Annotated in this window: 40 protein-coding genes; 8 read left to right on the forward strand and 32 right to left on the reverse strand. The window is 31.4% G+C overall.

What is annotated here, in order from left to right:
* Positions 1-48: 48 nt before the first annotated feature.
* The 3 genes from PBV87_RS15315 to PBV87_RS15325 all read right to left on the reverse strand — a co-directional run bounded on the left by PBV87_RS15315 (position 49) and on the right by PBV87_RS15325 (position 1,525).
* Positions 49-345 carry a hypothetical protein gene (locus PBV87_RS15315; RefSeq protein ID WP_271012826.1) on the reverse strand — a complete coding sequence of 99 codons (297 nt, stop codon included), beginning with the start codon at positions 343-345 and terminating at the stop codon, positions 49-51.
* Entirely contained in the window at positions 342-1,265 is a 924-nt protein-coding gene (locus PBV87_RS15320) for a ParM/StbA family protein (RefSeq protein WP_271012827.1), read from the reverse strand. The genes PBV87_RS15315 and PBV87_RS15320 overlap by 4 nt, the downstream gene beginning before the upstream one ends.
* Before the next feature lie 101 nt (positions 1,266-1,366).
* The gene (locus PBV87_RS15325) at positions 1,367-1,525 is read right to left on the reverse strand and encodes a hypothetical protein (protein WP_271012828.1); all 159 of its coding nucleotides are present in this window, start codon (positions 1,523-1,525) and stop codon (positions 1,367-1,369) included.
* Positions 1,526-1,937: 412 nt separating this feature from the next.
* Between PBV87_RS15325 and PBV87_RS15330 the strand changes: the two genes are divergently transcribed.
* On the forward strand, positions 1,938-2,153 hold the full coding sequence (locus PBV87_RS15330; RefSeq protein WP_271012829.1) for a hypothetical protein: 216 nt from the start codon (positions 1,938-1,940) through the stop codon (positions 2,151-2,153).
* Between the two features lie 239 nt (positions 2,154-2,392).
* On the opposite strand, the gene PBV87_RS15335 is transcribed toward PBV87_RS15330, so the two are convergent.
* Complete coding sequence (locus PBV87_RS15335) at positions 2,393-2,590, reverse strand: hypothetical protein (protein WP_271012830.1); 198 nt, start codon at positions 2,588-2,590, stop codon at positions 2,393-2,395.
* 89 nt (positions 2,591-2,679) lie between these two features.
* On the opposite strand from PBV87_RS15335, the gene PBV87_RS15340 reads away from it, so the two are divergent.
* Both PBV87_RS15340 and PBV87_RS15345 read left to right on the forward strand, forming a co-directional pair.
* Positions 2,680-2,964: a hypothetical protein gene (locus PBV87_RS15340; protein ID WP_271012831.1), complete on the forward strand. Its 285-nt coding sequence runs from the start codon at positions 2,680-2,682 to the stop codon at positions 2,962-2,964.
* A 332-nt stretch (positions 2,965-3,296) separates the two neighbouring features.
* Positions 3,297-3,509: a DUF6897 domain-containing protein gene (locus tag PBV87_RS15345; protein WP_271012832.1), complete on the forward strand. Its 213-nt coding sequence runs from the start codon at positions 3,297-3,299 to the stop codon at positions 3,507-3,509.
* A gap of 109 nt (positions 3,510-3,618) precedes the next feature.
* Here the strand turns inward: PBV87_RS15345 and PBV87_RS15350 are convergent, their stop codons facing one another.
* The 4 genes from PBV87_RS15350 to PBV87_RS15365 are packed head-to-tail and all read right to left on the reverse strand — an operon-like array spanning position 3,619 to position 4,723.
* Positions 3,619-3,795 (reverse strand): hypothetical protein, encoded by a 177-nt coding sequence (locus PBV87_RS15350; RefSeq protein WP_271012833.1) that lies wholly within the window; start codon positions 3,793-3,795, stop codon positions 3,619-3,621.
* Complete coding sequence (locus PBV87_RS15355; RefSeq protein WP_271012834.1) at positions 3,767-4,012, reverse strand: hypothetical protein; 246 nt, start codon at positions 4,010-4,012, stop codon at positions 3,767-3,769. Before PBV87_RS15355 ends, PBV87_RS15350 begins: the two co-directional genes overlap by 29 nt.
* Positions 4,013-4,040: 28 nt before the next feature.
* A complete protein-coding gene (locus PBV87_RS15360; protein ID WP_271012835.1) occupies positions 4,041-4,331 on the reverse strand; it encodes a hypothetical protein in 291 nt (96 codons plus the stop codon).
* Between the two features lie 29 nt (positions 4,332-4,360).
* Positions 4,361-4,723 carry a hypothetical protein gene (locus tag PBV87_RS15365; protein WP_271012836.1) on the reverse strand — a complete coding sequence of 121 codons (363 nt, stop codon included), beginning with the start codon at positions 4,721-4,723 and terminating at the stop codon, positions 4,361-4,363.
* A 116-nt stretch (positions 4,724-4,839) separates the two neighbouring features.
* On the opposite strand from PBV87_RS15365, the gene PBV87_RS15370 reads away from it, so the two are divergent.
* Positions 4,840-5,028, forward strand: coding sequence for a hypothetical protein (locus tag PBV87_RS15370; protein ID WP_271012837.1), 189 nt, complete (start codon positions 4,840-4,842; stop codon positions 5,026-5,028).
* On the opposite strand, the gene PBV87_RS15375 is transcribed toward PBV87_RS15370, so the two are convergent.
* The 14 genes from PBV87_RS15375 to PBV87_RS15440 form a co-directional block, all read right to left on the reverse strand.
* Positions 5,025-5,219, reverse strand: coding sequence for a hypothetical protein (locus tag PBV87_RS15375; protein ID WP_271012838.1), 195 nt, complete (start codon positions 5,217-5,219; stop codon positions 5,025-5,027). The genes PBV87_RS15370 and PBV87_RS15375 overlap by 4 nt on opposite strands.
* 26 nt (positions 5,220-5,245) lie before the next feature.
* Positions 5,246-5,461, reverse strand: a complete 216-nt coding sequence (locus PBV87_RS15380) for a hypothetical protein (protein ID WP_271012839.1) — start codon at positions 5,459-5,461, stop codon at positions 5,246-5,248.
* A 19-nt stretch (positions 5,462-5,480) separates the two neighbouring features.
* A complete protein-coding gene (locus PBV87_RS15385; protein WP_271012840.1) occupies positions 5,481-5,711 on the reverse strand; it encodes a hypothetical protein in 231 nt (76 codons plus the stop codon).
* A 23-nt stretch (positions 5,712-5,734) separates the two neighbouring features.
* Positions 5,735-6,010, reverse strand: coding sequence for a helix-turn-helix domain-containing protein (locus tag PBV87_RS15390; protein WP_271012841.1), 276 nt, complete (start codon positions 6,008-6,010; stop codon positions 5,735-5,737).
* 62 nt (positions 6,011-6,072) lie between these two features.
* Complete coding sequence (locus PBV87_RS15395; RefSeq protein ID WP_271012842.1) at positions 6,073-6,447, reverse strand: hypothetical protein; 375 nt, start codon at positions 6,445-6,447, stop codon at positions 6,073-6,075.
* Positions 6,447-6,779, reverse strand: a complete 333-nt coding sequence (locus PBV87_RS15400; RefSeq protein WP_271012843.1) for a hypothetical protein — start codon at positions 6,777-6,779, stop codon at positions 6,447-6,449. Before PBV87_RS15400 ends, PBV87_RS15395 begins: the two co-directional genes overlap by 1 nt.
* Complete coding sequence (locus PBV87_RS15405) at positions 6,779-6,937, reverse strand: hypothetical protein (RefSeq protein WP_271012844.1); 159 nt, start codon at positions 6,935-6,937, stop codon at positions 6,779-6,781. Before PBV87_RS15405 ends, PBV87_RS15400 begins: the two co-directional genes overlap by 1 nt.
* Positions 6,938-6,939: 2 nt before the next feature.
* Entirely contained in the window at positions 6,940-7,587 is a 648-nt protein-coding gene (locus PBV87_RS15410; RefSeq protein ID WP_271012845.1) for a replicative helicase loader/inhibitor, read from the reverse strand.
* Positions 7,588-8,610 (reverse strand): hypothetical protein, encoded by a 1,023-nt coding sequence (locus PBV87_RS15415; RefSeq protein ID WP_271012846.1) that lies wholly within the window; start codon positions 8,608-8,610, stop codon positions 7,588-7,590.
* Positions 8,603-8,725: a hypothetical protein gene (locus PBV87_RS15420; protein WP_271012847.1), complete on the reverse strand. Its 123-nt coding sequence runs from the start codon at positions 8,723-8,725 to the stop codon at positions 8,603-8,605. The genes PBV87_RS15415 and PBV87_RS15420 overlap by 8 nt, the downstream gene beginning before the upstream one ends.
* A 27-nt stretch (positions 8,726-8,752) precedes the next feature.
* Positions 8,753-8,890: a hypothetical protein gene (locus PBV87_RS15425; protein WP_271012848.1), complete on the reverse strand. Its 138-nt coding sequence runs from the start codon at positions 8,888-8,890 to the stop codon at positions 8,753-8,755.
* 63 nt (positions 8,891-8,953) lie between these two features.
* Positions 8,954-9,457, reverse strand: coding sequence for a helix-turn-helix domain-containing protein (locus PBV87_RS15430; RefSeq protein ID WP_271012849.1), 504 nt, complete (start codon positions 9,455-9,457; stop codon positions 8,954-8,956).
* A gap of 178 nt (positions 9,458-9,635) precedes the next feature.
* Positions 9,636-9,812 carry a hypothetical protein gene (locus PBV87_RS15435; RefSeq protein ID WP_271012850.1) on the reverse strand — a complete coding sequence of 59 codons (177 nt, stop codon included), beginning with the start codon at positions 9,810-9,812 and terminating at the stop codon, positions 9,636-9,638.
* A gap of 28 nt (positions 9,813-9,840) precedes the next feature.
* Entirely contained in the window at positions 9,841-10,044 is a 204-nt protein-coding gene (locus PBV87_RS15440) for a helix-turn-helix domain-containing protein (RefSeq protein WP_271012851.1), read from the reverse strand.
* A 164-nt stretch (positions 10,045-10,208) separates the two neighbouring features.
* Between PBV87_RS15440 and PBV87_RS15445 the strand changes: the two genes are divergently transcribed.
* The 4 genes from PBV87_RS15445 (at position 10,209) to PBV87_RS15460 (ending at position 12,426) form a co-directional block, all read left to right on the forward strand.
* Positions 10,209-10,628 (forward strand): helix-turn-helix domain-containing protein, encoded by a 420-nt coding sequence (locus PBV87_RS15445; RefSeq protein WP_271012852.1) that lies wholly within the window; start codon positions 10,209-10,211, stop codon positions 10,626-10,628.
* A gap of 28 nt (positions 10,629-10,656) precedes the next feature.
* Positions 10,657-11,085, forward strand: coding sequence for an ImmA/IrrE family metallo-endopeptidase (locus PBV87_RS15450; protein ID WP_271012853.1), 429 nt, complete (start codon positions 10,657-10,659; stop codon positions 11,083-11,085).
* A 68-nt stretch (positions 11,086-11,153) separates the two neighbouring features.
* Positions 11,154-11,312 carry a hypothetical protein gene (locus tag PBV87_RS15455; RefSeq protein WP_271012854.1) on the forward strand — a complete coding sequence of 53 codons (159 nt, stop codon included), beginning with the start codon at positions 11,154-11,156 and terminating at the stop codon, positions 11,310-11,312.
* Between the two features lie 61 nt (positions 11,313-11,373).
* Complete coding sequence (locus tag PBV87_RS15460; RefSeq protein WP_271012855.1) at positions 11,374-12,426, forward strand: tyrosine-type recombinase/integrase; 1,053 nt, start codon at positions 11,374-11,376, stop codon at positions 12,424-12,426.
* Between the two features lie 179 nt (positions 12,427-12,605).
* Here the strand turns inward: PBV87_RS15460 and PBV87_RS15465 are convergent, their stop codons facing one another.
* The 10 genes from PBV87_RS15465 to PBV87_RS15515 form a co-directional block, all read right to left on the reverse strand.
* Positions 12,606-12,884 (reverse strand): hypothetical protein, encoded by a 279-nt coding sequence (locus PBV87_RS15465; RefSeq protein ID WP_271012856.1) that lies wholly within the window; start codon positions 12,882-12,884, stop codon positions 12,606-12,608.
* Between the two features lie 143 nt (positions 12,885-13,027).
* On the reverse strand, positions 13,028-13,306 hold the full coding sequence (locus tag PBV87_RS15470) for a spore coat protein (protein WP_271012857.1): 279 nt from the start codon (positions 13,304-13,306) through the stop codon (positions 13,028-13,030).
* A gap of 11 nt (positions 13,307-13,317) precedes the next feature.
* A complete protein-coding gene (locus PBV87_RS15475; protein ID WP_271012858.1) occupies positions 13,318-13,503 on the reverse strand; it encodes a hypothetical protein in 186 nt (61 codons plus the stop codon).
* Positions 13,504-13,647: 144 nt separating this feature from the next.
* Positions 13,648-14,865 (reverse strand): hypothetical protein, encoded by a 1,218-nt coding sequence (locus PBV87_RS15480; RefSeq protein WP_330680451.1) that lies wholly within the window; start codon positions 14,863-14,865, stop codon positions 13,648-13,650.
* Between the two features lie 431 nt (positions 14,866-15,296).
* Positions 15,297-15,821 (reverse strand): hypothetical protein, encoded by a 525-nt coding sequence (locus tag PBV87_RS15490; protein ID WP_271012860.1) that lies wholly within the window; start codon positions 15,819-15,821, stop codon positions 15,297-15,299.
* Between the two features lie 41 nt (positions 15,822-15,862).
* Positions 15,863-16,732 carry an LAPAL motif-containing putative phage structural protein gene (locus PBV87_RS15495; protein ID WP_271012861.1) on the reverse strand — a complete coding sequence of 290 codons (870 nt, stop codon included), beginning with the start codon at positions 16,730-16,732 and terminating at the stop codon, positions 15,863-15,865.
* 248 nt (positions 16,733-16,980) lie between these two features.
* A complete protein-coding gene (locus tag PBV87_RS15500) occupies positions 16,981-17,403 on the reverse strand; it encodes a protein-export chaperone SecB (RefSeq protein WP_271012862.1) in 423 nt (140 codons plus the stop codon).
* Positions 17,403-17,639, reverse strand: coding sequence for a hypothetical protein (locus PBV87_RS15505; protein ID WP_271012863.1), 237 nt, complete (start codon positions 17,637-17,639; stop codon positions 17,403-17,405). The genes PBV87_RS15500 and PBV87_RS15505 overlap by 1 nt, the downstream gene beginning before the upstream one ends.
* Positions 17,640-17,693: 54 nt before the next feature.
* On the reverse strand, positions 17,694-18,383 hold the full coding sequence (locus PBV87_RS15510; protein ID WP_271012864.1) for a hypothetical protein: 690 nt from the start codon (positions 18,381-18,383) through the stop codon (positions 17,694-17,696).
* A gap of 240 nt (positions 18,384-18,623) precedes the next feature.
* Positions 18,624-19,979, reverse strand: coding sequence for an extracellular solute-binding protein (locus PBV87_RS15515; protein WP_053984652.1), 1,356 nt, complete (start codon positions 19,977-19,979; stop codon positions 18,624-18,626).
* Between the last annotated feature and the right edge of the window lie 54 nt (positions 19,980-20,033).

Genomic DNA, 20,033 nt, shown 5'->3' on the forward strand with positions numbered 1-20,033 from the left:
TGGACTAAATCATCAAAATTTAATCCAAGTGTACAGGTCCTTATTCAATTAATCCTCATCAAAAAAACTTGCTGCCTCAAGTAAATCTTTATCCTCGTGATTATCTTCACCTTTAACTTTAACTACCATTGGGTTAAACTCTTCAAGGCATTTCCTAACTATGTTCTCTATCCTAACATCTAAGTCTTTTTCATTTAGTGATGTTTTTCTTTCCTCCATCATTTCTTTTCTAATACAGTAACGTATAAACTCCGATTTATTTCCTTTACATTTTGACTTCACATAGTCATGCAGCTCAGGATCATTATCAAAACCAACTGGCACTATATCACGTGGTTTACTCACTTAAACTTCACCTTCCCTATTTCAAGAAATCCTGCCACATTAGTCCACTGTGTTTCCTCAACAGCCTGAGCATGTGGTACTACCTCTTGAAGTGCTTCTTTAACAAGTATGCTTGTCCCTCCAGTAACGACTATATCCATTAAGTCCAGTGGAAACTCTTTCTTTAAATCTGCAATGACTTCCTCAACATATACCTTATAGATTTTACTTAAAGCCTTTTTACTTTCAGGCTCAACTTTACCCTGGTACTTAATACCACCATTTAAAATAATATCTTCTAGATCTCTTGGTGCTAAGCCTCTTCTATATCTCGCTTCAAATTCTCGTTTAATCATGGTTTCTATATGCATAGAGCCTTGGTTGGTTGTCATCATAGAATTAGGTTGAGGCACGAGATTATCGTAAATACCAAAGTTCATGTTTCTTCCACCTAAATCAATAACACCTACTCGCTTACCTATAAAAAGTTCTTTATTTGTATAAACTACCCCTGACGATTCTGGCATAATCAATACTCTTTTAAAATCAATATTTTGCAGTTTCCCATCTACTACAAACTTCTTAGGCTTTTGCTTAATGTTATCTTGAAAGGCTTTTCTATTCTCTTTACTTAAATAGATATTCGTAGGACAGCCAATAACAGCTGCTATTTCTCCTTTGCATCCCAATCGATAGGCTGCTGTATATATGGCCATCTTATGTAGTAATGTATTTTTTTCAAGCCCGTAGTCTATCTGTTCGCCTTGTTCTCCAATAATATATGTATCATCTTCATAAATAACTTTATTACTGTTTCCTGTTGCTTCAATATCTAAGCTTGCTGTAAGTTGTGTACTCTTTGTTCTAAAAAGAACTTTATCCCCACTTGCTGACAATGCCTTTGTTGCATATTTACCTGCGTCTACTGCTATAATTTTCATCCTAATTCCTCCGTTTTGTATTACAATGTAATACATTTTCTTATTTTCGTGTATTACAATGTATTACATTTAGATTTTTGTAATACATTGTAATACAAATCCTATTCAATAACTTCTACACCCTCTAATACTACTGTCACTTGAACATCACATGTGATTCCACAATGTTCACACTTTTGATACTCAGTCGTTGCATTAGCCCATTCAGATGTATTGATTTTCTCACACCTTGGACACTCCCATTTAATTTCATCAGACATATTTTTCTCCTTTCAAAAGCAAATTTTATTTATCAATTCATTATTTGATATTGATTTTCATTTTCTTTTGTGATATTATTATTTTGACATGATTAATACATATTTTTTAACATTTTCCCTCCCGATTTCGGGAAGCACTAGCTCCAACTAGTGCTTATTTTTTTGCCCACTCAAAATCAATTTTTATTAACTAACTATCTTTTCTATTCTTGTTTTTATAAATTTCTATTTTTTATAACATATCCCACATATTTTCTTAAGATAATATATGCTATCTCAAAACTTGGCATTTACTCTATATATTTATAAACTTATATATAAAAATATTTGTATAATTTTTTAGCATAGTTTATAATAGCTCTTAAATAGGAATTATTCCTTTCACAATTACTAATATGAGGAGGATATAATCATGAAAAATTCATTAAAACTATGGGAGACTATATTTATAATTTGTGTTATTTCTAGCCTAATTGTATTTGATTTATTTCATCTTACTTTTTTACCTTTATTAGCAATAGGTATCATTCCATCCATTTTAGCTCTTAAAGAAGGAAAACATATTATTATTACAATTAATATATTAACTCCTATTTTACTATTAATCGCATACTTTATTCTTTGGTAATAATTTTATTTAGGCTGTAGCAATAATTTGTTAGAGCCTTTTACTATTTTGCTCTGCTCTTATATGTGCTTCATATTTATACCTTCAAAAACTAATTTTATTTAATGTATATATCTAAATAATTTTACACACCATATTAATGGATCTTAATTAGTCAATTGTCTTGACGCCCTTATAATTTATTTATCTAGAGTGACCTAGCCTGGTATCCTCCTTAGGTCACTCTATACATAAAAAAACTATTTTATTGATTCTACATACTCATAGTCATCATGGTAAAACCGCAGACATACGTCTTCCCATTCAAGATCTGTAAGTTCTCCATCCTCTAACGTAAAGTCACACCCATAATTTTCAACTGTCATTTCAAATCTTTTTTCTTTGAAAATCCCTATCCAGCGTGTATCATTGACTTGTTTTAACTGTAATTCTTCCATGCGCCCTCCTCAAAGAACTATTTTATTAAATTTGCATTTATCCCTTTTTTATGATTAAATCTAAATAAACATAAAAAGGAGGCATATTTATGAAAAAAACATTATCTTATAATTATGATCTATATTTTGAGCCTAATAAGCCCATTACTACACCTCGTGAATTTACTAATGAAATTATCGATTATTGCAATCAAGAAAAAAAAGAACTCGTAATTATTCACGAAGGAATGGAACCTATAGTTGAAATTAATACTGTAAGATATGTATGTAGATTAGGTGAGCCCTTCCGTATATGTAAATTCTTCAAATTTCCTATAAATACTAATTCTTACAAATACCTAGGCTATAAATGGGTTTATCTTTATAAATTATAGTTACTTTAGACTTTCTTAATTCTGCTCTAGAAACTCATCTCCAAAGATAGTGAGTTTCTATTTTTTATTCTTTTTTATTTACATCTGATCAAAAAAATATGTTATTACTTGAATTTATTTTTTAACGTTTGTTATACTTTAATTAATTATAAGATTTCTACTTTATAGAGATTTATTATTTGTATAATTGTAAGGTGGTGAGTCTGTTGAACCCAACAATATATATTGCTATATTTTTACCATTACTTATTGTTTTATTTATACAAAATCAAAACAATAAATTTTTAATTAAACATATTACCAAACAAAAAACCAAAAAGGAGGAATTTCTAATGTTAGAATTAGCAAAAAAATTCATTGACAAAGAATGTCTAATATATACTTTTAATTCACAATTAACAGGAGTGATAAAAGAAGTGAACAAGGGTGCTATCTTAGTAGAAAATAAAAATACTATTGAAATAGTTAACTTAGATTTTGTTGTACGTATTAGAGAATACCCACTAGGAAAGAACGGAAAGAAAAAATCATTTATTCTTAACTAAATAATATTTTTATATAAAACCTCATTGATTGAAACAATGAGGTTTTTAATTATCTTTTCCCTCATCCTATAAAACTTAGATTTTAGATATGGTAAGAACACGAACGTCCCTACCAATCCCTTGTAGATCTCATTTCGAACTCTTCATACATTTCACATTCACACTTTTCGCAATAGTAATCATAGTAATATTCTTCTTCTACTGTTAGCCTTTTACCGCATCTGTCACACCTGCAAACCTCTCTGCCTATAACCTTGTCAATCAATTTCAAGAGCTTGTATTTCATCTTCATACAAATCATCCCACCCTTGCATTTGTGCATATGCTCTAATAAGTGATTCAAAGTAGAATGTAACCTCTTTTCCACTCATGTTGCACATGGACATGCTTACATGGATCTCCTCTTCATCTTGTTCTGTAGAAACTACCATGCCTTTATCAAGTACCTTTTCTGTGCCATCTTTGTACTTAATAATTACTTGCTCTATATCACTTGATCCCATTGAGTCCTCATCCTTTCAAAAATTATTTTTACTTACTTAAATTACTGTAGCCTTCACAGTCATTGCACCAGCAACTGTACCCATGGTTACACTCCTTACATTTAGGATCCGTACTGATATTGAATATATTTTTTTCAATCTCTAGTTCTTCATAAGCTGCTATTAATCGCAAGGCTGCCTTTAACTCATCTTCATTATTTTCATTATTTAGTATTGATACAACTAGAGTTGCTGTTTCTTCTTTTGAGCAATGTAACACTGGTTTTTCACCTTCATAAATTACATAATGCATGTTCTCATAACTAACTCTGTATCTCATTTAATTTATCCTCTCAAAATTTACTTTTATTAAATCGTGTAGCACCACTTACAGAACGCTTTAAGTATTGGCTGTACGTTCTTGTCACTGAGTTCTCCACCAAACCCTATGAATCCGTCACGATTGAATGTTACAGCTTCTCTCCTGCTAAAATACGCCCCATTTACTTGTACACGTGCAACTATGAGTTTCCCATCTTCAAATAGCACGTCATTTTTTCTTATGCTTGCTATTGTCATGTTCATCTGTCCAGATTCCATTGATCCTTCTTCTAAGTAATTAATAAGTTCTTCTTCGATTATGTTCTGTAACTTTCTAAGACTTAATCTAGTCACTTTTGAGTAGTCTAAGCCTAATGCTTTAAAATGTTCCCTCGCTTCGTCTCTTGTCATCCTAACCCCTCATTCCTTAAAAAATTGATTTTATTTATTTGAATTTTTTCTTATACACCCATATAATTTATTTATCAGCTCTGCCAAGCTGAAATATATAGAAAGGTGGTCCCAATATGGAAGACTCTAAAAAATTTCATAGCATTACCCTTCAATATTTATCTCAGTTTGATTACTCAGATAAAACACCAGAAGAGTATGCCAACATTTATCTAGAGACGATTTCTAAAATTTCTAATACAATTAAAGAACATGATGCTAAAATTCAAAATGAAGTTTTAAAAGCATACTCTGACCTGCTCTAGATTTTTGTTATACATATAGCTTTTAAGCAAAACTTTAATATTTTAGTAGCTTTAAGTATTGTTAACCCTTTCAATTGTTCCAATATATTTAAAGCTACTATTTTTTCTTCTGTACTAAAACTATATTCTGAACCTTCACTTGCATTTATATATCTGATAATGGCATCTGCTTTCTTAATATCTTGTTTCATTTTTCCCCTCCAAAAGTTAATTTGTCTTAGTCCCATTCGCCATAATTTGGACAACTTGGACATTCAGATTTATTCTTAGTACACTCTTCACAATCTAGTTCTTCACGTTCATGAAAATACCCAGTGTTACCACAATTACGGCATGTAGCTTTATCTGCTATTTTTCTAAACCCTATTGTTACGTCTTCCTCTAACTCAATATCTTTAGAATTACATTTGGTACATTGTATAAATCTAACCATCTTCGTACCTCCTAATGATTTAAATTCTTACTGGCATCCTTTCAAGATCACATCCTGATGCAATGACTTTTCCTGCTTCATTACGACTTTCTAGCCAACATCTACCACTTTCATTTCTGAACCTTGCCTCAGTCCATTCAACATCGATATTAACTTCTACTTTGTCCATGTCACGTAGTCCTTGTAGTACCCATAAGTCCATTTCCAGTATCCCATATGTATATAATTTTCCATTACGTCCTAGATACATGCCATCCCTCCTATCCTTTTGTTTCACTCGATTTTCATTTGTCCTGGCATAATTGCCATGAGCTTTTTAATATCTGTAACAGGCTTATAAAATTTATTAGCCCCTTCTATATAATCTATTTCTATCAATCCATGACTTTTAAGATTTCTAATATATCTATCTGTGTTATTTTTCATGCATCCAAGTTCTTTAACTAACTGTGAAGATGTACAAGGTTTTACTAGGAGCATGAGGATGATTCTGTATTCTGTTGCCTTTAATTTGCATTTACCTAAATAGTTATAATACTGCTTATCCATACTTTCTCCTTAGTTAGTCTTTTTTGACTAATCAATTAGTCTGTTTAGACTAATCTTGCTTATCATCCCAACATGTATTTAAATCTCATTCCAAGACTTGGTACAAATCCATTCCTTGTTCTAATAGCTATACCGATTGTCTTTTCTGTTACATAATGTTCTATAGCTGCTTGTTCTGCACTGTTGTATACTTTTACAACTTCACCTGCATCATTTAATTTTCCAACTTGGTATCTTTGAAGTGGTTTATTTACACCATCACCATATCTAAACCATAGTTTTTTATCTGGGAACTTTCCATCGTGCCCCATAAATGCTATTCTCATTTTTGCCCTATCTATTCCGTGCTCTTCTAATGCCTCTTTGACAGTTCTATATCTCTTAATTACTTCACCTGTCTCATAATCTAGTTGTTCAAACTCTCTGATTTTACCCATTAGCTGATACCTCCCAGCATCAATTGCCCACTCTCTTTTCTTGTAAGTTCATGTTTAAACTTAGGTTTTACTCGTTCTCTCTTTGCCACTTGCTGTACATCTGCACAATATTTAGCAGCATAAACATGCAATGCTACATCCTCAATGGAATCTTTTTTATTCCATAACTTGATCGTTCCCATAAGCTTATTAAGGACTTCTTCGTTCCCATGCTCTTTGATATGCTTTCTCACAATGCTTGTCCATTCTTCTTTGGTTAGCTTTGTGCCATCCATGAGGTAATAAAACCACGCTTTGTTTACTTCTTCTCTGCAACCTAATTTCATGTTCATTAGTTCACCAACTTTCCTGTGACATAACCTTTTATCTGGTTAGGATCTTGAAACTGTGTTCGTCCTTCATGAATTAACATCAGGATATATGTAATGGATTTATTATGCTTCTCAGCCATTTCACTTGCCCACTTAGCTGCTTCAAAATGATTTGTCATAACTATGCTCCTATGTTCTCTAATACATCTTTAACTTTCGCCATACCACGTTGAGCAACCTCTATAGGTTGTTTCTCATAGTGTTCTTCGTATGTAATATATGCAACTGCTTGTTCTTTTGGTTTTTGTAATAATGACATTTGCTCATGAATACCAATACTAAGTACTTGCTCTGCTTGTCTGCGTTTATTAATGCTCTTCATAGTTCTATAAAAATGTGCTCTATCTGCTTCAAGATTTTCACTCGCACATAACTCTGCCCATCCTCCCATTGCTTTTATAGCTTGTACAACCTCTTCTGGTAATGATGCTAAGGCTTCGTTTACTCTTGCATATCCATAATTATGAATTGCTCCCTGCACCATGCCCCAAGCATCTGTCTCATCAATTTCTGGACCATTAATAACTTCTGCACATGCTTTTCTTATTTTTGCTATGTTTGGATAAAATTCCTCTTGTGCTATAAGTTTATGGATACCAATCTTAAGAACATTCATAGGAATATCACTTAGGCTTTCGTACCAAAATCTCAACATATTCTTATCATTTAAATTAAAGTCCCAATTAGGATAGTTGCTTTTAAGTCCTGCCATAAGCGAGGAAAACTCAACTCTTAATTGTTTGTCATCTGTAGCATCAAATTGACTCATTTAAAAATCACCATCCCCATTTATAAATTCTTGCATCCCCTTAGACATTAACTGGCTTGTCACCGTTCCAACAGATGCTTTTAAACTATTGTCATACTGTCCTTCTAAAATTGCTATAGCTTGATTTTCTCGCATGATCCAGTCAAAGTTTGCTTTCCACTCCTTCTTACGACCTGCTAAGAAATCACTGGATTCTGTTTTGTAAAACAAGGTTCTTAGTATATCAATATCACCATTTGCATATTTCCACATTGTCCGCATAGCCTTTTTACGTTTATCACTGACCTGTTGTACTTGAGGGAGTGATATGCAAATCTTGTTATATTCAAAAATGATATCCTCATACGGTACTTGTGTACGTCGTGTGCGCTCTGGCTCGTTAGAGCCACTATTGTGTGTACTCTCCTGTGTAGTCTTTTGTTTAGTCTCCTGGTAATCTACTGAGTAATCTACTGATAATGGAAATGCCCTTTCGGCACTTACGTAAGTTCCCTTTGGTTCTGTGCGTAAGTTACCATTGGTACCCTCCGTAAGTTCCCTTTGTTCATCTCCGTAAGTGCCCTTTGGCAACTTACGTAAAACACCTTTGGGCACTTCCGTAGAATCGCTTTTTGTTGCCCAATTTGTTAAAACTTGATCTAGAAGTTCATTATTTCTTTGATAGAAAGTTAACCCTTTAACTCTATCTCGGTAAGACAAGTAGTACATGCCTTCAAACTTATCACTGGCTTGGTCATACTCCTTTTTACTTACATAGGTAATCCCTATTTTAGAAAATGCATTTTTAAATTCCTTTTTGCTAAACCCTATTTCTTCTAGCCATCCATCACCTGGTACATAACTTGGATGTTCGCATCCTTCAAGGAACTTATAGAAGTTTCTTCCGTTTGTTTTTGAGAACCAATACTCAAGCTGAACCATAAGCAAACTTGCTGTAACTGATTTGGTAAGGGTATTAAGTTCTGGATAATAAGGTATTGCTCTTGATACATTTGCTAATATCAAGCTTTTCATTTCAGCCATTATCTGTCCCCCTGTTTATGTATTCTTTGTGTTTGATAACTTGCCCTAACTTACAAGCAAAATATCCTATTGTAACACCTATTGCTAGTAATAACGTGCCTACTAATCCTTCCACTTTGTAAGCCTCCTAGTCATTTATGTATTAAATGCAGCACCAAAGACTCACCATAAAGCTTGTCCCAAGTACAACAATTATCGCCAACTCAAACAACCCTTTCATAGCTTGGTCAAACCATCTGTTAAGGTTATTTTTCAGTGCTCTTTTTTCTCTAACTGTCATTATTCAATTCTCTCCCTTTACTTAAGTAATCCAACATGATATACTTAAGTTACACATATATTTTTAAACGTAGGCTCTTTCAAGACGGCAATCTTGAAGAGCTTTTTTCTTTTGTATCTCTTCTTTTAGTATTAAAGGTATCAATATTGACACAAACTCTTTTGATTCTTTAATGAATTTTTCATAATCACCTTTTTCATGGGCTGATATTACCCCATCTCTAAGTATTCTCATAATCTTTGGTATTTGTTCTGTAACATCATTGTACTCATTTTGAATGTCTAGTGCTGTTATCCGTAAGTCAGTAGTTTGATGTATATCTTTAACTATTACTGGTACAAGATCATCGGCTCCATGTTCATCACTTACAAATAGGCTATAGACCATTGGCTCTTCGTAAATACGAGTAAGTTGTATCACTGTAGAAAAACTAGGCTCAACTTTCCCATTTTCCCAATCACTTACGCAAGATTGAGCTGTATTTAATATTAAAGCTACATCTTCTTGTGATAATCCTTTTTCTTTTCTTGCTTTCATTAGCATTCTTCTAAATTCATTTACTTTCATTTTTTCTCCTCTTTTCTATCTGTTGTGAACTATATTTGATTTATATGTAAAGGTTTAAAGCTATTTATTTATAGAATGTAGGTCATTATAATCAAATATAGAAATCATCCTAATTCCACTAATGGTTGCTACCCATAAATTAGCTATAAGTTTTGACATAACTTTCAATATAATTTGCTTAGTCTATATATACTCTTTCATAGAAGTATTTCTTAGAAAGTCTACCTGAGTATGTTGCTTTACCTTGTTCTTCTAACTCTTTATTAAGTTTCTGCATAAGTTTATATGCTGAAGATCTTGAAACATCCATAAGTTCCATAATGTCTGTTACCCGAAAAAACTTCTTTTCAGTCATATTCAATACCTCCATTAATTTTTTACGCTTATCGCGTATCTCTAATCAAAAAATCACTCACTTCTTCAACTGTTACGTTAAAATACTTACATAATATTACTATTTCCATCGGCTGAAATTTACGTCTACCTTTCTTTTTATCACAATAAGTAGAAGGAGATACTTTTAATAACTCTGATATTTTAAGATTTGTTTCATTTTTCTCCTTCTGAAGTTGTTCTATAGATTTCAAACTGTCACCTCTTATTTAAAATTTGCGTATTGCGTATTTATATTTTTATATTACTACGCATTTTGCGTATTGTCAAGTTTGTTTTATATAAAAATATGCTTTTTGCGTATTTTGTTGTTTGTACGCATTATGCGTATTATTATTTAATATATGGAGGTGTATATATGCTTGGAGATAAAATTAAAGAAATACTAAATAATAAGGGAATTAGGCAAAAAGATTTAGCTGAAAAGTTAAGCATTTCACCATCTACCCTTAATGGATATATAACAGGCTATAGAACACCTGATATCCATACTTTAAATAAGATTGCAAATGCGTTAGGATATCCGACTTCTCATTTTATTGATTCTGAAGAACATTCAACTAATAATCTCAATAAAAAAGATAAGAAAGATATTGCAAAAGATGTACAGGAAATTATGAACAAAATTGATTCTGGTGAAGATGGTCCTCTTTATTATAATGGTCAAGAGATGTCAGATGAGGATAAAGAATTATTTAGAGATGCATTAGAGTTTGCTTTAAAACGAATAAAAGTAGAAAATAAACAAACATATACTCCAAAAAAATATCGCAAATAAGAAAACTAGTTTGGGGGAATATATACAAATGAAAAAATATATTAAACAAGAGGTTATTAGGCTTCTAAAAAAATATAATACAAATGATCCAGAAGAGCTTGCAAATAGAATGGGAATTATGATAATCAATATGCCCTTAGGGTCCAATGCAGGCTCTTATAGATTTATAAAAAAGAAACGAGTTATATTTGTTAACTCAGATTTAGAATATCATCAACGTAAGGTTGTAATAGCACATGAACTTGGACATGCTGTATTACATCCTAAGACAAACTGTTGCTTCATAAAGAATAAAACGCTTCTTCTCAGTTCTAAAGTTGAAAAAGAAGCTAACATTTTTGCTTGTGAACTCCTAGTTCATGATAACTTATTAAGAGATTACATAAACTATTCATTAAATGAAATAGCCAATGCTGAATATTTACCTTTAGAATTACTTGAATTAAAATTTAATTGATTAAGCTTAGGCTTATTTATTTTTAGAACATAATCGAACATATATTCGCATTTAGGAGGATTAATAGAATGATTAATGATACAAGTTTACTTACTGATGAAACAAGAAAAAGATTAGAAAATGCTGGCTTTATACATATCAATATAGACGACCCACTTACTGAAGAAATCGCAATTGATTTACTAGAAAGATTTGCTGAAATTGAAAAACGCCTAGAACAGGAATAGTTTTCATTACACTATCTCCTGATGATTATCTAAATTTATACACTAAATGGAGGGATTTTATATGCCTGCTTATAAGGATGCTGATAGAGGGACCTGGTATGCAGCCTTCTATTACACAGATTGGACTGGTGAAAAAAAGAAAAAGAAAAAAAGAGGATTTAAGAAAAGATCAGAAGCTCTAGAATATGAGCGCGAATTTTTAAATAAACAATCTATGAGCTGTGATATGTCATTTAAAAGCTTAGTTGAGCTCTATTACGAAGATAAAAGTACAAGAGCAAGGAAAACAACAATGAATAGTAAAAAGACTGTTATAGATAAGCAAATTGTACCCTATTTTCAAGACTTAGCTATAAATCAAATCAAAGCGACTACAGTTAGAAAATGGCAAAATCAACTCTTAGAATCAAATTATTCACCAACATACATTAACTATATTCATACACAACTATCTGCTATTTTTAACTTTGCAGTGCAGTTTTATGATCTAAAAGAAAATCCTGCACGCAAAGCTGGCTCTATTGGTAAAAAGGCTGCTGATGATATGCAATTTTGGACTCTAGAAGAGTTTAATCAATTCATAGGTAGTATAACTGACCTTGCACTTAAAACGGCTTACACGCTGTTGTTTTATAGTGGTATGAGATGTGGAGAATTATTAGCTCTTACTCCTAATGATTTTAACCTTAGAGATTCTACTGTCTCAATTACTAAATCATTTTCTAGGCTTGGCAAAGAAGATATTATTAATGAACCAAAGACACCTAAAAGTAAGCGCACTATTACATTGCCAAAGTTTGTGAATGAACTAATAATTGAATACCTCCAAACATTATATGACTGGGATGATACAGATCGTATTTTCCCTCATACTAAATATTACCTTCAAAATAATATAGCTAAATATGCAGTACTCGCAAGGGTAAAAAAAATACGTGTACATGACCTACGTCATTCACACGCTTCACTCTTAATTGATATGGGAATTAATATTATACTCATTTCAGAACGCTTAGGACATGAAAAAATCCAAACTACATTGGATACCTATAGCCACTTGTATCCTAATAAGCATGAAGAAGTGGCTGAGCAGCTAGATCACCTAAAGAAATAAGATGCTTAATTCCCCTCTTCTTTTCTATAGTAATCCTTACTAATTTTATTAATATTTATTATTTTATAATCCTAGTAATTATTTACTCCCATAATTAAAAGGAAAGGTAGCTTAATTCTTATTATGCTCCCTTTCCTTCTATAGCATGTTACTTCTTAGTCTATCTACTGATTTTATATTTATCCTCTTCTGTTATTACAGTGTCTGTAACACCAATTCCAGCAATCCCAATGACAATCCCAATTATCCTCTCCTGAATTAATACCTCTTACACATCCTTGGTCTTCTAACTCATCGAATTTACGATCCAACTCTGCAGTATCTTCTCTGATATCCCTGATAAGTCGGTTTATGTCATTAACTAATGGTCTACAGTTACGGCTTACACCTCTTACTTCATTTTCTCTCCTTTCATCATTATGCCAACAGTTACATCTTCCACAGTTATTACATGCCATGACAACATCCATCTCCTTTTTTAAATTGTTTTACAATAATAATTTATGTATTGAAGGACAAGAATGTTCCTAAAATAATATATTTAGACAAAAAAATTAAGCTAGAGCTTATGCCCTAGCTTAATTTCTTATTTAATTATTAATTAGCATTGACAATGTGCTTGTGGTGCAAAAGTCTGTTTAGCTTGATCAACTTTTTGTTGTTCTGCTGGTGGCGTTGGGTAAAAACCACGATTATGCATAGATGTAAAAACGCCATATTGCAAATTGTGTTCGTCATTTAATAAATTTACCATAGTGTCTTTAAGTTCCTTTTTTGCACATTCATTAGCAATAAGGTTATAAAGAGCTGTAGCAGATTTTTGTGCTTCTAGAGCATCTGCTAATATTTCTTTTTCTGTGAATACAGGAATATTACTCATATAGTTACCTCCTATTGAAGTTGTTCATATATAGTGTCAAAATGTTGTTGATGATGGTTAGCAATATCTGTAAACTGTGCTTTAAGTTCTACATCAGTTGTAGCTTCTGCTAACATCTTAAACTTTTTAATAAGTAGTTCTTCACCACTTAGCAAATCTTGAAAACTTGAAAGTTCTTTTGCTGTTAATTGTGACATTATTTTAACCTCCTATGTTAGTATCAAGATTAGTATTTCCAGAATAAAGAAATCAACGCAAGGTAAATAAAGGAATTATTAATTAATCTTATTTCTCAAAACTTAATAAATCTATTTATATTAATATTAGCATCTATAGAATCCTTATTTTATTCTTCCTACATTGGTATTATCACAAGATCTATCTCTAAGGTCATATACAGGATTCTCTTTATCTTCAAAACGATAATCTTGTCCCTTTTGACATATATAATCATGAATTACTCGATGACTTGGCACCTGTTCAACATCATGATTTAAAATATTTTGGAACTTATAAAGCTCTGACTCAGTTGATAGATCTGATACATTAGGATAATCATCTTTAACTGAAGTCAGTTGTACTGTAGAACATAAAATATTACGTACATATTCTTTATTTTCACCTAAGGTTAATAGTTGTGGGAAGCATCCATCTGGAATAACTTGTTGCCATTCTTTCTTTTCATATTTCTTGAGTAATTCTTCTGCTTGATGCAAATGATTAACTTCTTCAATAAAATGTTGCTCCCATATCTTCTTAATATATGGATCTGTTTCATCTTGATAGCAAGAATAGTATAAATAACATTCTGTATATTCATGTTGTAGAAGCCCTTCAAGCCAAGTCATTTTAGTATCAAGTAAACTACCATATTGGCTAACATGTTGTTCTTCTATAAGTGCAATTTCTTGATATAAGCTTCTTCCTCTATCTGAATCATAAAAACCTGCTACATTCATATAATAATTCATTGTCTGCTGCTCTGCTGCTGTAATAATAGCAACATTTAGTTTGGTGATAGGATCTGCTTTACAAAAATCTACATACATTCTAATATTATCATTTGGAAAACGATGTTCCGCAATAGTAGGTCTTCCTGGCATAATTTCTGTATAATGCCCTACTAATTGCTCTGCTCTAATGCCTCTTTCCATTTCTAATAAGTCTGAATAACGATAAAGATGGTCAAAGTCTTCTAATAGTGCGAAATCTAATGCCATTTTTACATGTTGATTAGGCTCCCTTTGAGCTAATCTAGCTGTAAGGTCTACTGCAAGTTGTTCATAGCTTATAGTTGTCTCTAAAATAGATTCATCTGCTGGCTTAAGAACACTAATAACTTTTTGTTGTTGTTGTTCACTTCTTCTTGTTATTGCAATTTCTCTACGCAAATCATTATTTGTACAATGTCTTGAAAAATTATGTGAGAACCATACTGCTTCGTATTCTGTACCATTCATTAGGATAATACGAGTTTTAGTATAAGGATCCACTTCATCTTTATTATACGGTTTTGGATAAATACTATTCCAATCTTTAAATAAAGCATCAGTTTTCATAGGTTTCTCTAGAAAAGGATTCATCTTAATATCATCTCCATTATTAAGTTTTTAAACAAGTAGTGATTACCAATCGCTCTAATTTATAATAATATTATTTGTAAAACTTCCGCTTAAAATACCTACTTTTGTTAAAAACTTTCTATAAAATACTCTATCTATATTTAAAATCACAACTCTATTATTCCTTAATAAAAACAAACCGTGTGTATGACATATGCCATTCACACGGTTCACTCTTAATCGATGTGGGAATTAATATTATACTTATTTCAGAACGTCTAGGACATGAGAAGATCCAAACTATATTGGATACCTATAGTCACTTGTATCCTAACAAGCACGAAGAAGTAGCTACTCAATTAGATCAACTAAAAAAAGGAGATGCTTAATGCATCTCCTTTTTTAACTCTAGTACACAAAATGATATTTTATTTAAAAAACTTATTTGTCCATTTCTCCTTATTCCACACATTAAACACCATATTTCCCCATATCATTGTTCCTATTCCTACTATTATAAGTATATTCCACCGTAACATAACTAAAATTGTTGATATACTAAAAGGCACAATGTAATACGTCAAAATTGCCCATATTCCAACCCTTTCAAATAATTTCCAGAATGCTTTCTTACTAACCCAATATATAGAATATATTGATAATATTATTAGCATATTGATAATTGCTGGCTCAATAATTTGTTCTGTTAATATATCTTGCCCAAGTAAAATTACAGGTGCAATACTTGTTATAACAGATTCAGTTGCTCTAAATAATTCGTCCTTTATTAATTCTTTCCCATCTTGTTTATTCATGATACAAAGTAATATTGCACTCATACTACTTAAATACATAGCCATCACATATATGTAAAAATTTTTTTCCATATCCGCAAATGCTACTGAGGATATAATAATTCCTCCAATAAATACAAGATTTAAAAATCTCTTCACTGAATATTTCCTCCTTGTAAACTATTATTCTTTTTACATAATTATATACCTAATTGAGTATGCCCTGTAGAATTTTTTATTTCTAGTACTTCTACTACTGAAAATTTCTCATTTATAATTTCATTTAATTCATTAATATGAGTAACAATATGTACCTTAGCTAGAATAGATGTTTTAGCATTTATATTTACTTCTCCATTTTTTACTAGATTTAAGAAAGCCTTATCCTCAATAGTAGCTCCTATAGTTTTACTAGATTTATGTGTACTATATACAAAATCCCATTTAGAATTTCCTATAAAATCTGGTTTTTTAATATGTAACCATAAATTAGGGATATTTTCTATCTCTCTATAATCTTCAAATGGCTCCAGATCTATTTCTTCTTTCATATATATAATTTCATTACTTTTTACACATAGTTTAGGTTCACTATCATATGTAATAACAAATTCTCCCTTATTATAATTAGGAAACATCTGAGCTATCATTTTATCACCTGCTTCTGCATAAAGATTATATTCATTTTTTGTAACATTTATCGTGCAGTTTTCCATATTCTGTATAGATATCATTTCATCACTACTTTCCACTTTCTTAGGCTTGTCCCCTTTTAGATGCTTTTTTATATTAAAAAATGTCACTATCATATCTAATATAGTTTTCATGTATTGCATATTCTGCATGTTAAATAAATTAGGGTCAAAACTTACTTGTGACATTAACTCAATTATAAAGCTACCTTTTTGAGTGTCTTTTACTACTATATTGAAATCACTACTATCCCCTTGATCCTTTGCTATCAATAAACTTAAATCTAATACTCCGTTTAATATATCAGCAAATAGTCTAGCATCAACCTCATCTTGTCCGCCCATTTTTATTGAAAACCCTAATTCTTCTCTGTTCATATATTCACCTCTTACAAATTATTATAATATTAAACTTAAGTATATATTATCTTACTTATTTTTACTATTAAATCAGTATTTAAACAAAAATAGGAGCAACATTCTAATCCTTACACTATTTAGTTCGAAACCATTCTGATATAAAAAATTCCTCTATATTGACTGCCTATATCCACTTGTATCCTAGTAAACATGAAGAAGTTGCTGCTCAATTGGATACATAAAAAAAAGAGACTTAATAGCCTCTTTTAATTGTTTTCTACTAACTTATGAATATTAATTGGTGGAATTATAATGGGCTCAACATTAGCATTACAACTATATGTTGTTACCATTGCTCTTAAATATGGGAATAGTATTGAAATAGCATTCTTTTCAGCTAAGATTCTTGCTTCATAATCTGATGTCCCATTTTCAATCTCAAAGAATCCTGTAATTTCTAACTTCATACTAAAAGGATAGTTTTGTTTAGATGCATTAGGGAAAATATCTGCCTTTAATGTTACTAAAGTAGTATTCTCAGCATCTTCTAAAAATGCTATTTCTTTATCTACTTTAAAGTCTAATGTGGCACAATCCCCTTCGAACTCAGGATTCATATAAAATTCAACTTTATTTACTACATAATTAATAAATCTAAGCTTACTTATTATGTTTGATGACTGATTCATTAAGCTACCTCATTTTGATATGTAAGTGAATAAACATTTAAATCATTGTCTCCTAAACTTGCATATCTTTCTTTATGATTAAAGTATAGTTCCTGCTCTGTTACCATTCGCATGCCTGACTCCATAGTTGGTTTTATCCTAGCTATACCAGCTTCTATGAGATTATTTTCAAACTCTTCAATACTTAAGTTTTTAAAATGTTCCTCTATCGCTCGCATTCTTTTTTCTAAATCCATACTATCTCCTCCTCGCTACTCTATACATCTATTGAATTATTGCCTTATAGCAATTTATTTAATCACTACATACCCCTTTTTAGGAATATGTGTTCCTCTGCGTTTTGGCCTCTTAACTTTATTAAAAGATTGCTCTGCCCCATTGTAATAAAGATTACTCAATTGCTGTTGAAAACTTGGAATACTATCTATATAGTTAACTTCCTCAATTACATCAATAACATTTAAATTTTTAATACAAAATTGTTTTTGTGGCATATAACCTAAGCGTGTACCAACAGCGCTATAATTTCTAGAATTCTGTATAAATAATGCTGATACTACATCAAAATCTTCATCAAATCCTAAGTTATTAAACATATAGTTTATCACTATACCATCTGCTATTGCTACTTTATCAAAGGTATTGCTATACTCTTGATGCTTATGCATTAACGTATATACCTGATCAAACATCATTTTATACTCTGCTTTACTTAAATCTAGTAATCTCTTTTTTTCAACTTTTATGTGGGCATCTAAAATAGAGTAGTTTTCTATTAAATTTTTATTCTGTGGTTGTTGACGAAATTTATTTTTATACATATCAGAAATCCATTTATATGCATAAAGCTGCTCATCAAAGAAATAACTTCCATCTCCTAGCCAATGATGTTCTCCTACTGATACTTCCATCATTTGATTTGAAAGCATTCTATCACCACGTTCTCGTCCAGTTCCATGATATAGATGCTCGTTAAACATATGTACTCCTGTTAGTTTTATGAAGTGCTATATCCATAGTATACCATAGTAGATATTTATGGCAAGAATTTAATTACTATTCTACCTATTAGTTTATATTATATAGATTGTATAAGTGTCATTGTAATACTTGAAAGAACTTTATTCACAATCAGTATTAATTAGTGCCATTTCAGTACCACACTACAAAAACAAAAGCCACAAACCTTGATATTTCAAAGGCTTGTGGCTTTTCTATAATTATTGACGTTGAATTGATGTACCAACTTCTGATACAGATTCTTGAATGAATGTATCCATATCTGCAATGTTACCTGTTACGTAAGCTTCAAATTTTTCTTGAATTGTGTTACGTGCAGATTGAGCATTGTTGATAGCTGGTGTGTAATAAGCATATTCTAATGCTAATTGTGCTACTGGATAAACTTTTGCATAGTTTGCTGCTGGATCAGCTAAGATATCTTTGATAATTTGTGTATCAGCTGCTGATTTACGAACTGGAAGATAACCTGTTGCTGTTGCAAATTCTGCTGTATTTTCTGTGCTTGTAGCGAATTTAATAAATTCGTATGCTGCATATTGTTCTTGTAATGATACGTCATTTGTGATGAATAATGAACCACCTTGTTGGATAACAGCTTTATCTTTTCCATCGAAGTATGCTGGTTCTACAGCTACCATTTCGAATTGACCGTTTGTATCAATGAATGATGCACCAGCTGATGATCCTTGGTACATTAATACTTGTTGGTTAGAGAATGGACCTGATAAGAATCCATCTTCACCTGGTACACGGAAGTAACCATTTTGAACTTGTTCTTTGTAGAAGTCCATGAATGTTCTTACCCATTCATTATCAACATTAATTGTTCCATCAAGTTGTACGAAATCTACACCTTCTTCTTTAAGTGTTGAGATAAAACCATTTGATCCACTATCGAAACCAAATCCTGCAATACCAAGTTGTTCTTTAGCTGCTTTTGATACTTCAGCTAATTTTTCCATTGTCATACCTTGAATATCTTCTACAGTATAGCCGATTTTTTCAAGTAAAGTTTTATTTACGTATATAACTTCTGTTGATTTTGTCATTGGCATACCATAAAGTTTGCCTTCTTCCCATTGAGCAACTTCACTTACGAAAGCTTCTACAAAGTCATTTTGAAGGTCTGGTAAAATACCTACTTCTGGATGAGTTGCAAAAGCAGCCATATCATAGATATTGCCATTTGCAATAAGACCTGTTGCTAAGTCTGGATATACGTTAATAATTGCTGGTAAAGTATTTGATTGTTCTGCAGCAATAACTTTTTTGTTCATATCACCAATTTTACCTTGTGGTACTGCTGTTACTGTGATATTCATATCGTTTGTTGCATTGAATTCATCAATAATTGCTTGAAGTGCTTCTTGTTGTTTACCTGTCATATAATGCCACATTTCAATTGAAACTGGCTCTGTCATTTCTGGTAATTCTACAACAACTTTGTCTGGAGCTGGTGTGCCAGCATCATTTGTGTTTCCATTTGAACAACCTGTTAAAGCTGAAACTGCCATAAGTGCTGCCATAGCAGATGCGAATACTTTTGTTTTCATTTGTTTCACCTCATAATAATATTATGTTTATCCATTTATATAAATTTATATAAA

Origin of the sequence: Holtiella tumoricola (assembly GCF_027857615.1) — a bacterium.
Classification (GTDB): domain Bacteria; phylum Bacillota; class Clostridia; order Lachnospirales; family Cellulosilyticaceae; genus Holtiella; species Holtiella tumoricola.

Coding starts and splice junctions, on each gene's coding strand:
- PBV87_RS15320 (WP_271012827.1), bottom strand. CDS start 1,265: ATGAAAATTATAGCAGTAGACGCAGGTAAATATGCAACAAAGGCATTG.
- PBV87_RS15325 (WP_271012828.1), bottom strand. CDS start 1,525: ATGTCTGATGAAATTAAATGGGAGTGTCCAAGGTGTGAGAAAATCAAT.
- PBV87_RS15330 (WP_271012829.1), top strand. CDS start 1,938: ATGAAAAATTCATTAAAACTATGGGAGACTATATTTATAATTTGTGTT.
- PBV87_RS15335 (WP_271012830.1), bottom strand. CDS start 2,590: ATGGAAGAATTACAGTTAAAACAAGTCAATGATACACGCTGGATAGGG.
- PBV87_RS15340 (WP_271012831.1), top strand. CDS start 2,680: ATGAAAAAAACATTATCTTATAATTATGATCTATATTTTGAGCCTAAT.
- PBV87_RS15345 (WP_271012832.1), top strand. CDS start 3,297: ATGTTAGAATTAGCAAAAAAATTCATTGACAAAGAATGTCTAATATAT.
- PBV87_RS15350 (WP_271012833.1), bottom strand. CDS start 3,795: ATGAAATACAAGCTCTTGAAATTGATTGACAAGGTTATAGGCAGAGAG.
- PBV87_RS15355 (WP_271012834.1), bottom strand. CDS start 4,012: ATGGGATCAAGTGATATAGAGCAAGTAATTATTAAGTACAAAGATGGC.
- PBV87_RS15360 (WP_271012835.1), bottom strand. CDS start 4,331: ATGAGATACAGAGTTAGTTATGAGAACATGCATTATGTAATTTATGAA.
- PBV87_RS15365 (WP_271012836.1), bottom strand. CDS start 4,723: ATGACAAGAGACGAAGCGAGGGAACATTTTAAAGCATTAGGCTTAGAC.
- PBV87_RS15370 (WP_271012837.1), top strand. CDS start 4,840: ATGGAAGACTCTAAAAAATTTCATAGCATTACCCTTCAATATTTATCT.
- PBV87_RS15375 (WP_271012838.1), bottom strand. CDS start 5,219: ATGAAACAAGATATTAAGAAAGCAGATGCCATTATCAGATATATAAAT.
- PBV87_RS15380 (WP_271012839.1), bottom strand. CDS start 5,461: ATGGTTAGATTTATACAATGTACCAAATGTAATTCTAAAGATATTGAG.
- PBV87_RS15385 (WP_271012840.1), bottom strand. CDS start 5,711: ATGTATCTAGGACGTAATGGAAAATTATATACATATGGGATACTGGAA.
- PBV87_RS15390 (WP_271012841.1), bottom strand. CDS start 6,010: ATGGATAAGCAGTATTATAACTATTTAGGTAAATGCAAATTAAAGGCA.
- PBV87_RS15395 (WP_271012842.1), bottom strand. CDS start 6,447: ATGGGTAAAATCAGAGAGTTTGAACAACTAGATTATGAGACAGGTGAA.
- PBV87_RS15400 (WP_271012843.1), bottom strand. CDS start 6,779: ATGAACATGAAATTAGGTTGCAGAGAAGAAGTAAACAAAGCGTGGTTT.
- PBV87_RS15405 (WP_271012844.1), bottom strand. CDS start 6,937: ATGACAAATCATTTTGAAGCAGCTAAGTGGGCAAGTGAAATGGCTGAG.
- PBV87_RS15410 (WP_271012845.1), bottom strand. CDS start 7,587: ATGAGTCAATTTGATGCTACAGATGACAAACAATTAAGAGTTGAGTTT.
- PBV87_RS15415 (WP_271012846.1), bottom strand. CDS start 8,610: ATGGCTGAAATGAAAAGCTTGATATTAGCAAATGTATCAAGAGCAATA.
- PBV87_RS15425 (WP_271012848.1), bottom strand. CDS start 8,890: ATGACAGTTAGAGAAAAAAGAGCACTGAAAAATAACCTTAACAGATGG.
- PBV87_RS15430 (WP_271012849.1), bottom strand. CDS start 9,457: ATGAAAGTAAATGAATTTAGAAGAATGCTAATGAAAGCAAGAAAAGAA.
- PBV87_RS15435 (WP_271012850.1), bottom strand. CDS start 9,812: ATGACTGAAAAGAAGTTTTTTCGGGTAACAGACATTATGGAACTTATG.
- PBV87_RS15445 (WP_271012852.1), top strand. CDS start 10,209: ATGCTTGGAGATAAAATTAAAGAAATACTAAATAATAAGGGAATTAGG.
- PBV87_RS15450 (WP_271012853.1), top strand. CDS start 10,657: ATGAAAAAATATATTAAACAAGAGGTTATTAGGCTTCTAAAAAAATAT.
- PBV87_RS15455 (WP_271012854.1), top strand. CDS start 11,154: ATGATTAATGATACAAGTTTACTTACTGATGAAACAAGAAAAAGATTA.
- PBV87_RS15460 (WP_271012855.1), top strand. CDS start 11,374: ATGCCTGCTTATAAGGATGCTGATAGAGGGACCTGGTATGCAGCCTTC.
- PBV87_RS15465 (WP_271012856.1), bottom strand. CDS start 12,884: ATGGCATGTAATAACTGTGGAAGATGTAACTGTTGGCATAATGATGAA.
- PBV87_RS15470 (WP_271012857.1), bottom strand. CDS start 13,306: ATGAGTAATATTCCTGTATTCACAGAAAAAGAAATATTAGCAGATGCT.
- PBV87_RS15475 (WP_271012858.1), bottom strand. CDS start 13,503: ATGTCACAATTAACAGCAAAAGAACTTTCAAGTTTTCAAGATTTGCTA.
- PBV87_RS15480 (WP_330680451.1), bottom strand. CDS start 14,865: ATGAAAACTGATGCTTTATTTAAAGATTGGAATAGTATTTATCCAAAA.
- PBV87_RS15495 (WP_271012861.1), bottom strand. CDS start 16,732: ATGAACAGAGAAGAATTAGGGTTTTCAATAAAAATGGGCGGACAAGAT.
- PBV87_RS15500 (WP_271012862.1), bottom strand. CDS start 17,403: ATGAATCAGTCATCAAACATAATAAGTAAGCTTAGATTTATTAATTAT.
- PBV87_RS15505 (WP_271012863.1), bottom strand. CDS start 17,639: ATGGATTTAGAAAAAAGAATGCGAGCGATAGAGGAACATTTTAAAAAC.
- PBV87_RS15510 (WP_271012864.1), bottom strand. CDS start 18,383: ATGTTTAACGAGCATCTATATCATGGAACTGGACGAGAACGTGGTGAT.
- PBV87_RS15515 (WP_053984652.1), bottom strand. CDS start 19,979: ATGAAAACAAAAGTATTCGCATCTGCTATGGCAGCACTTATGGCAGTT.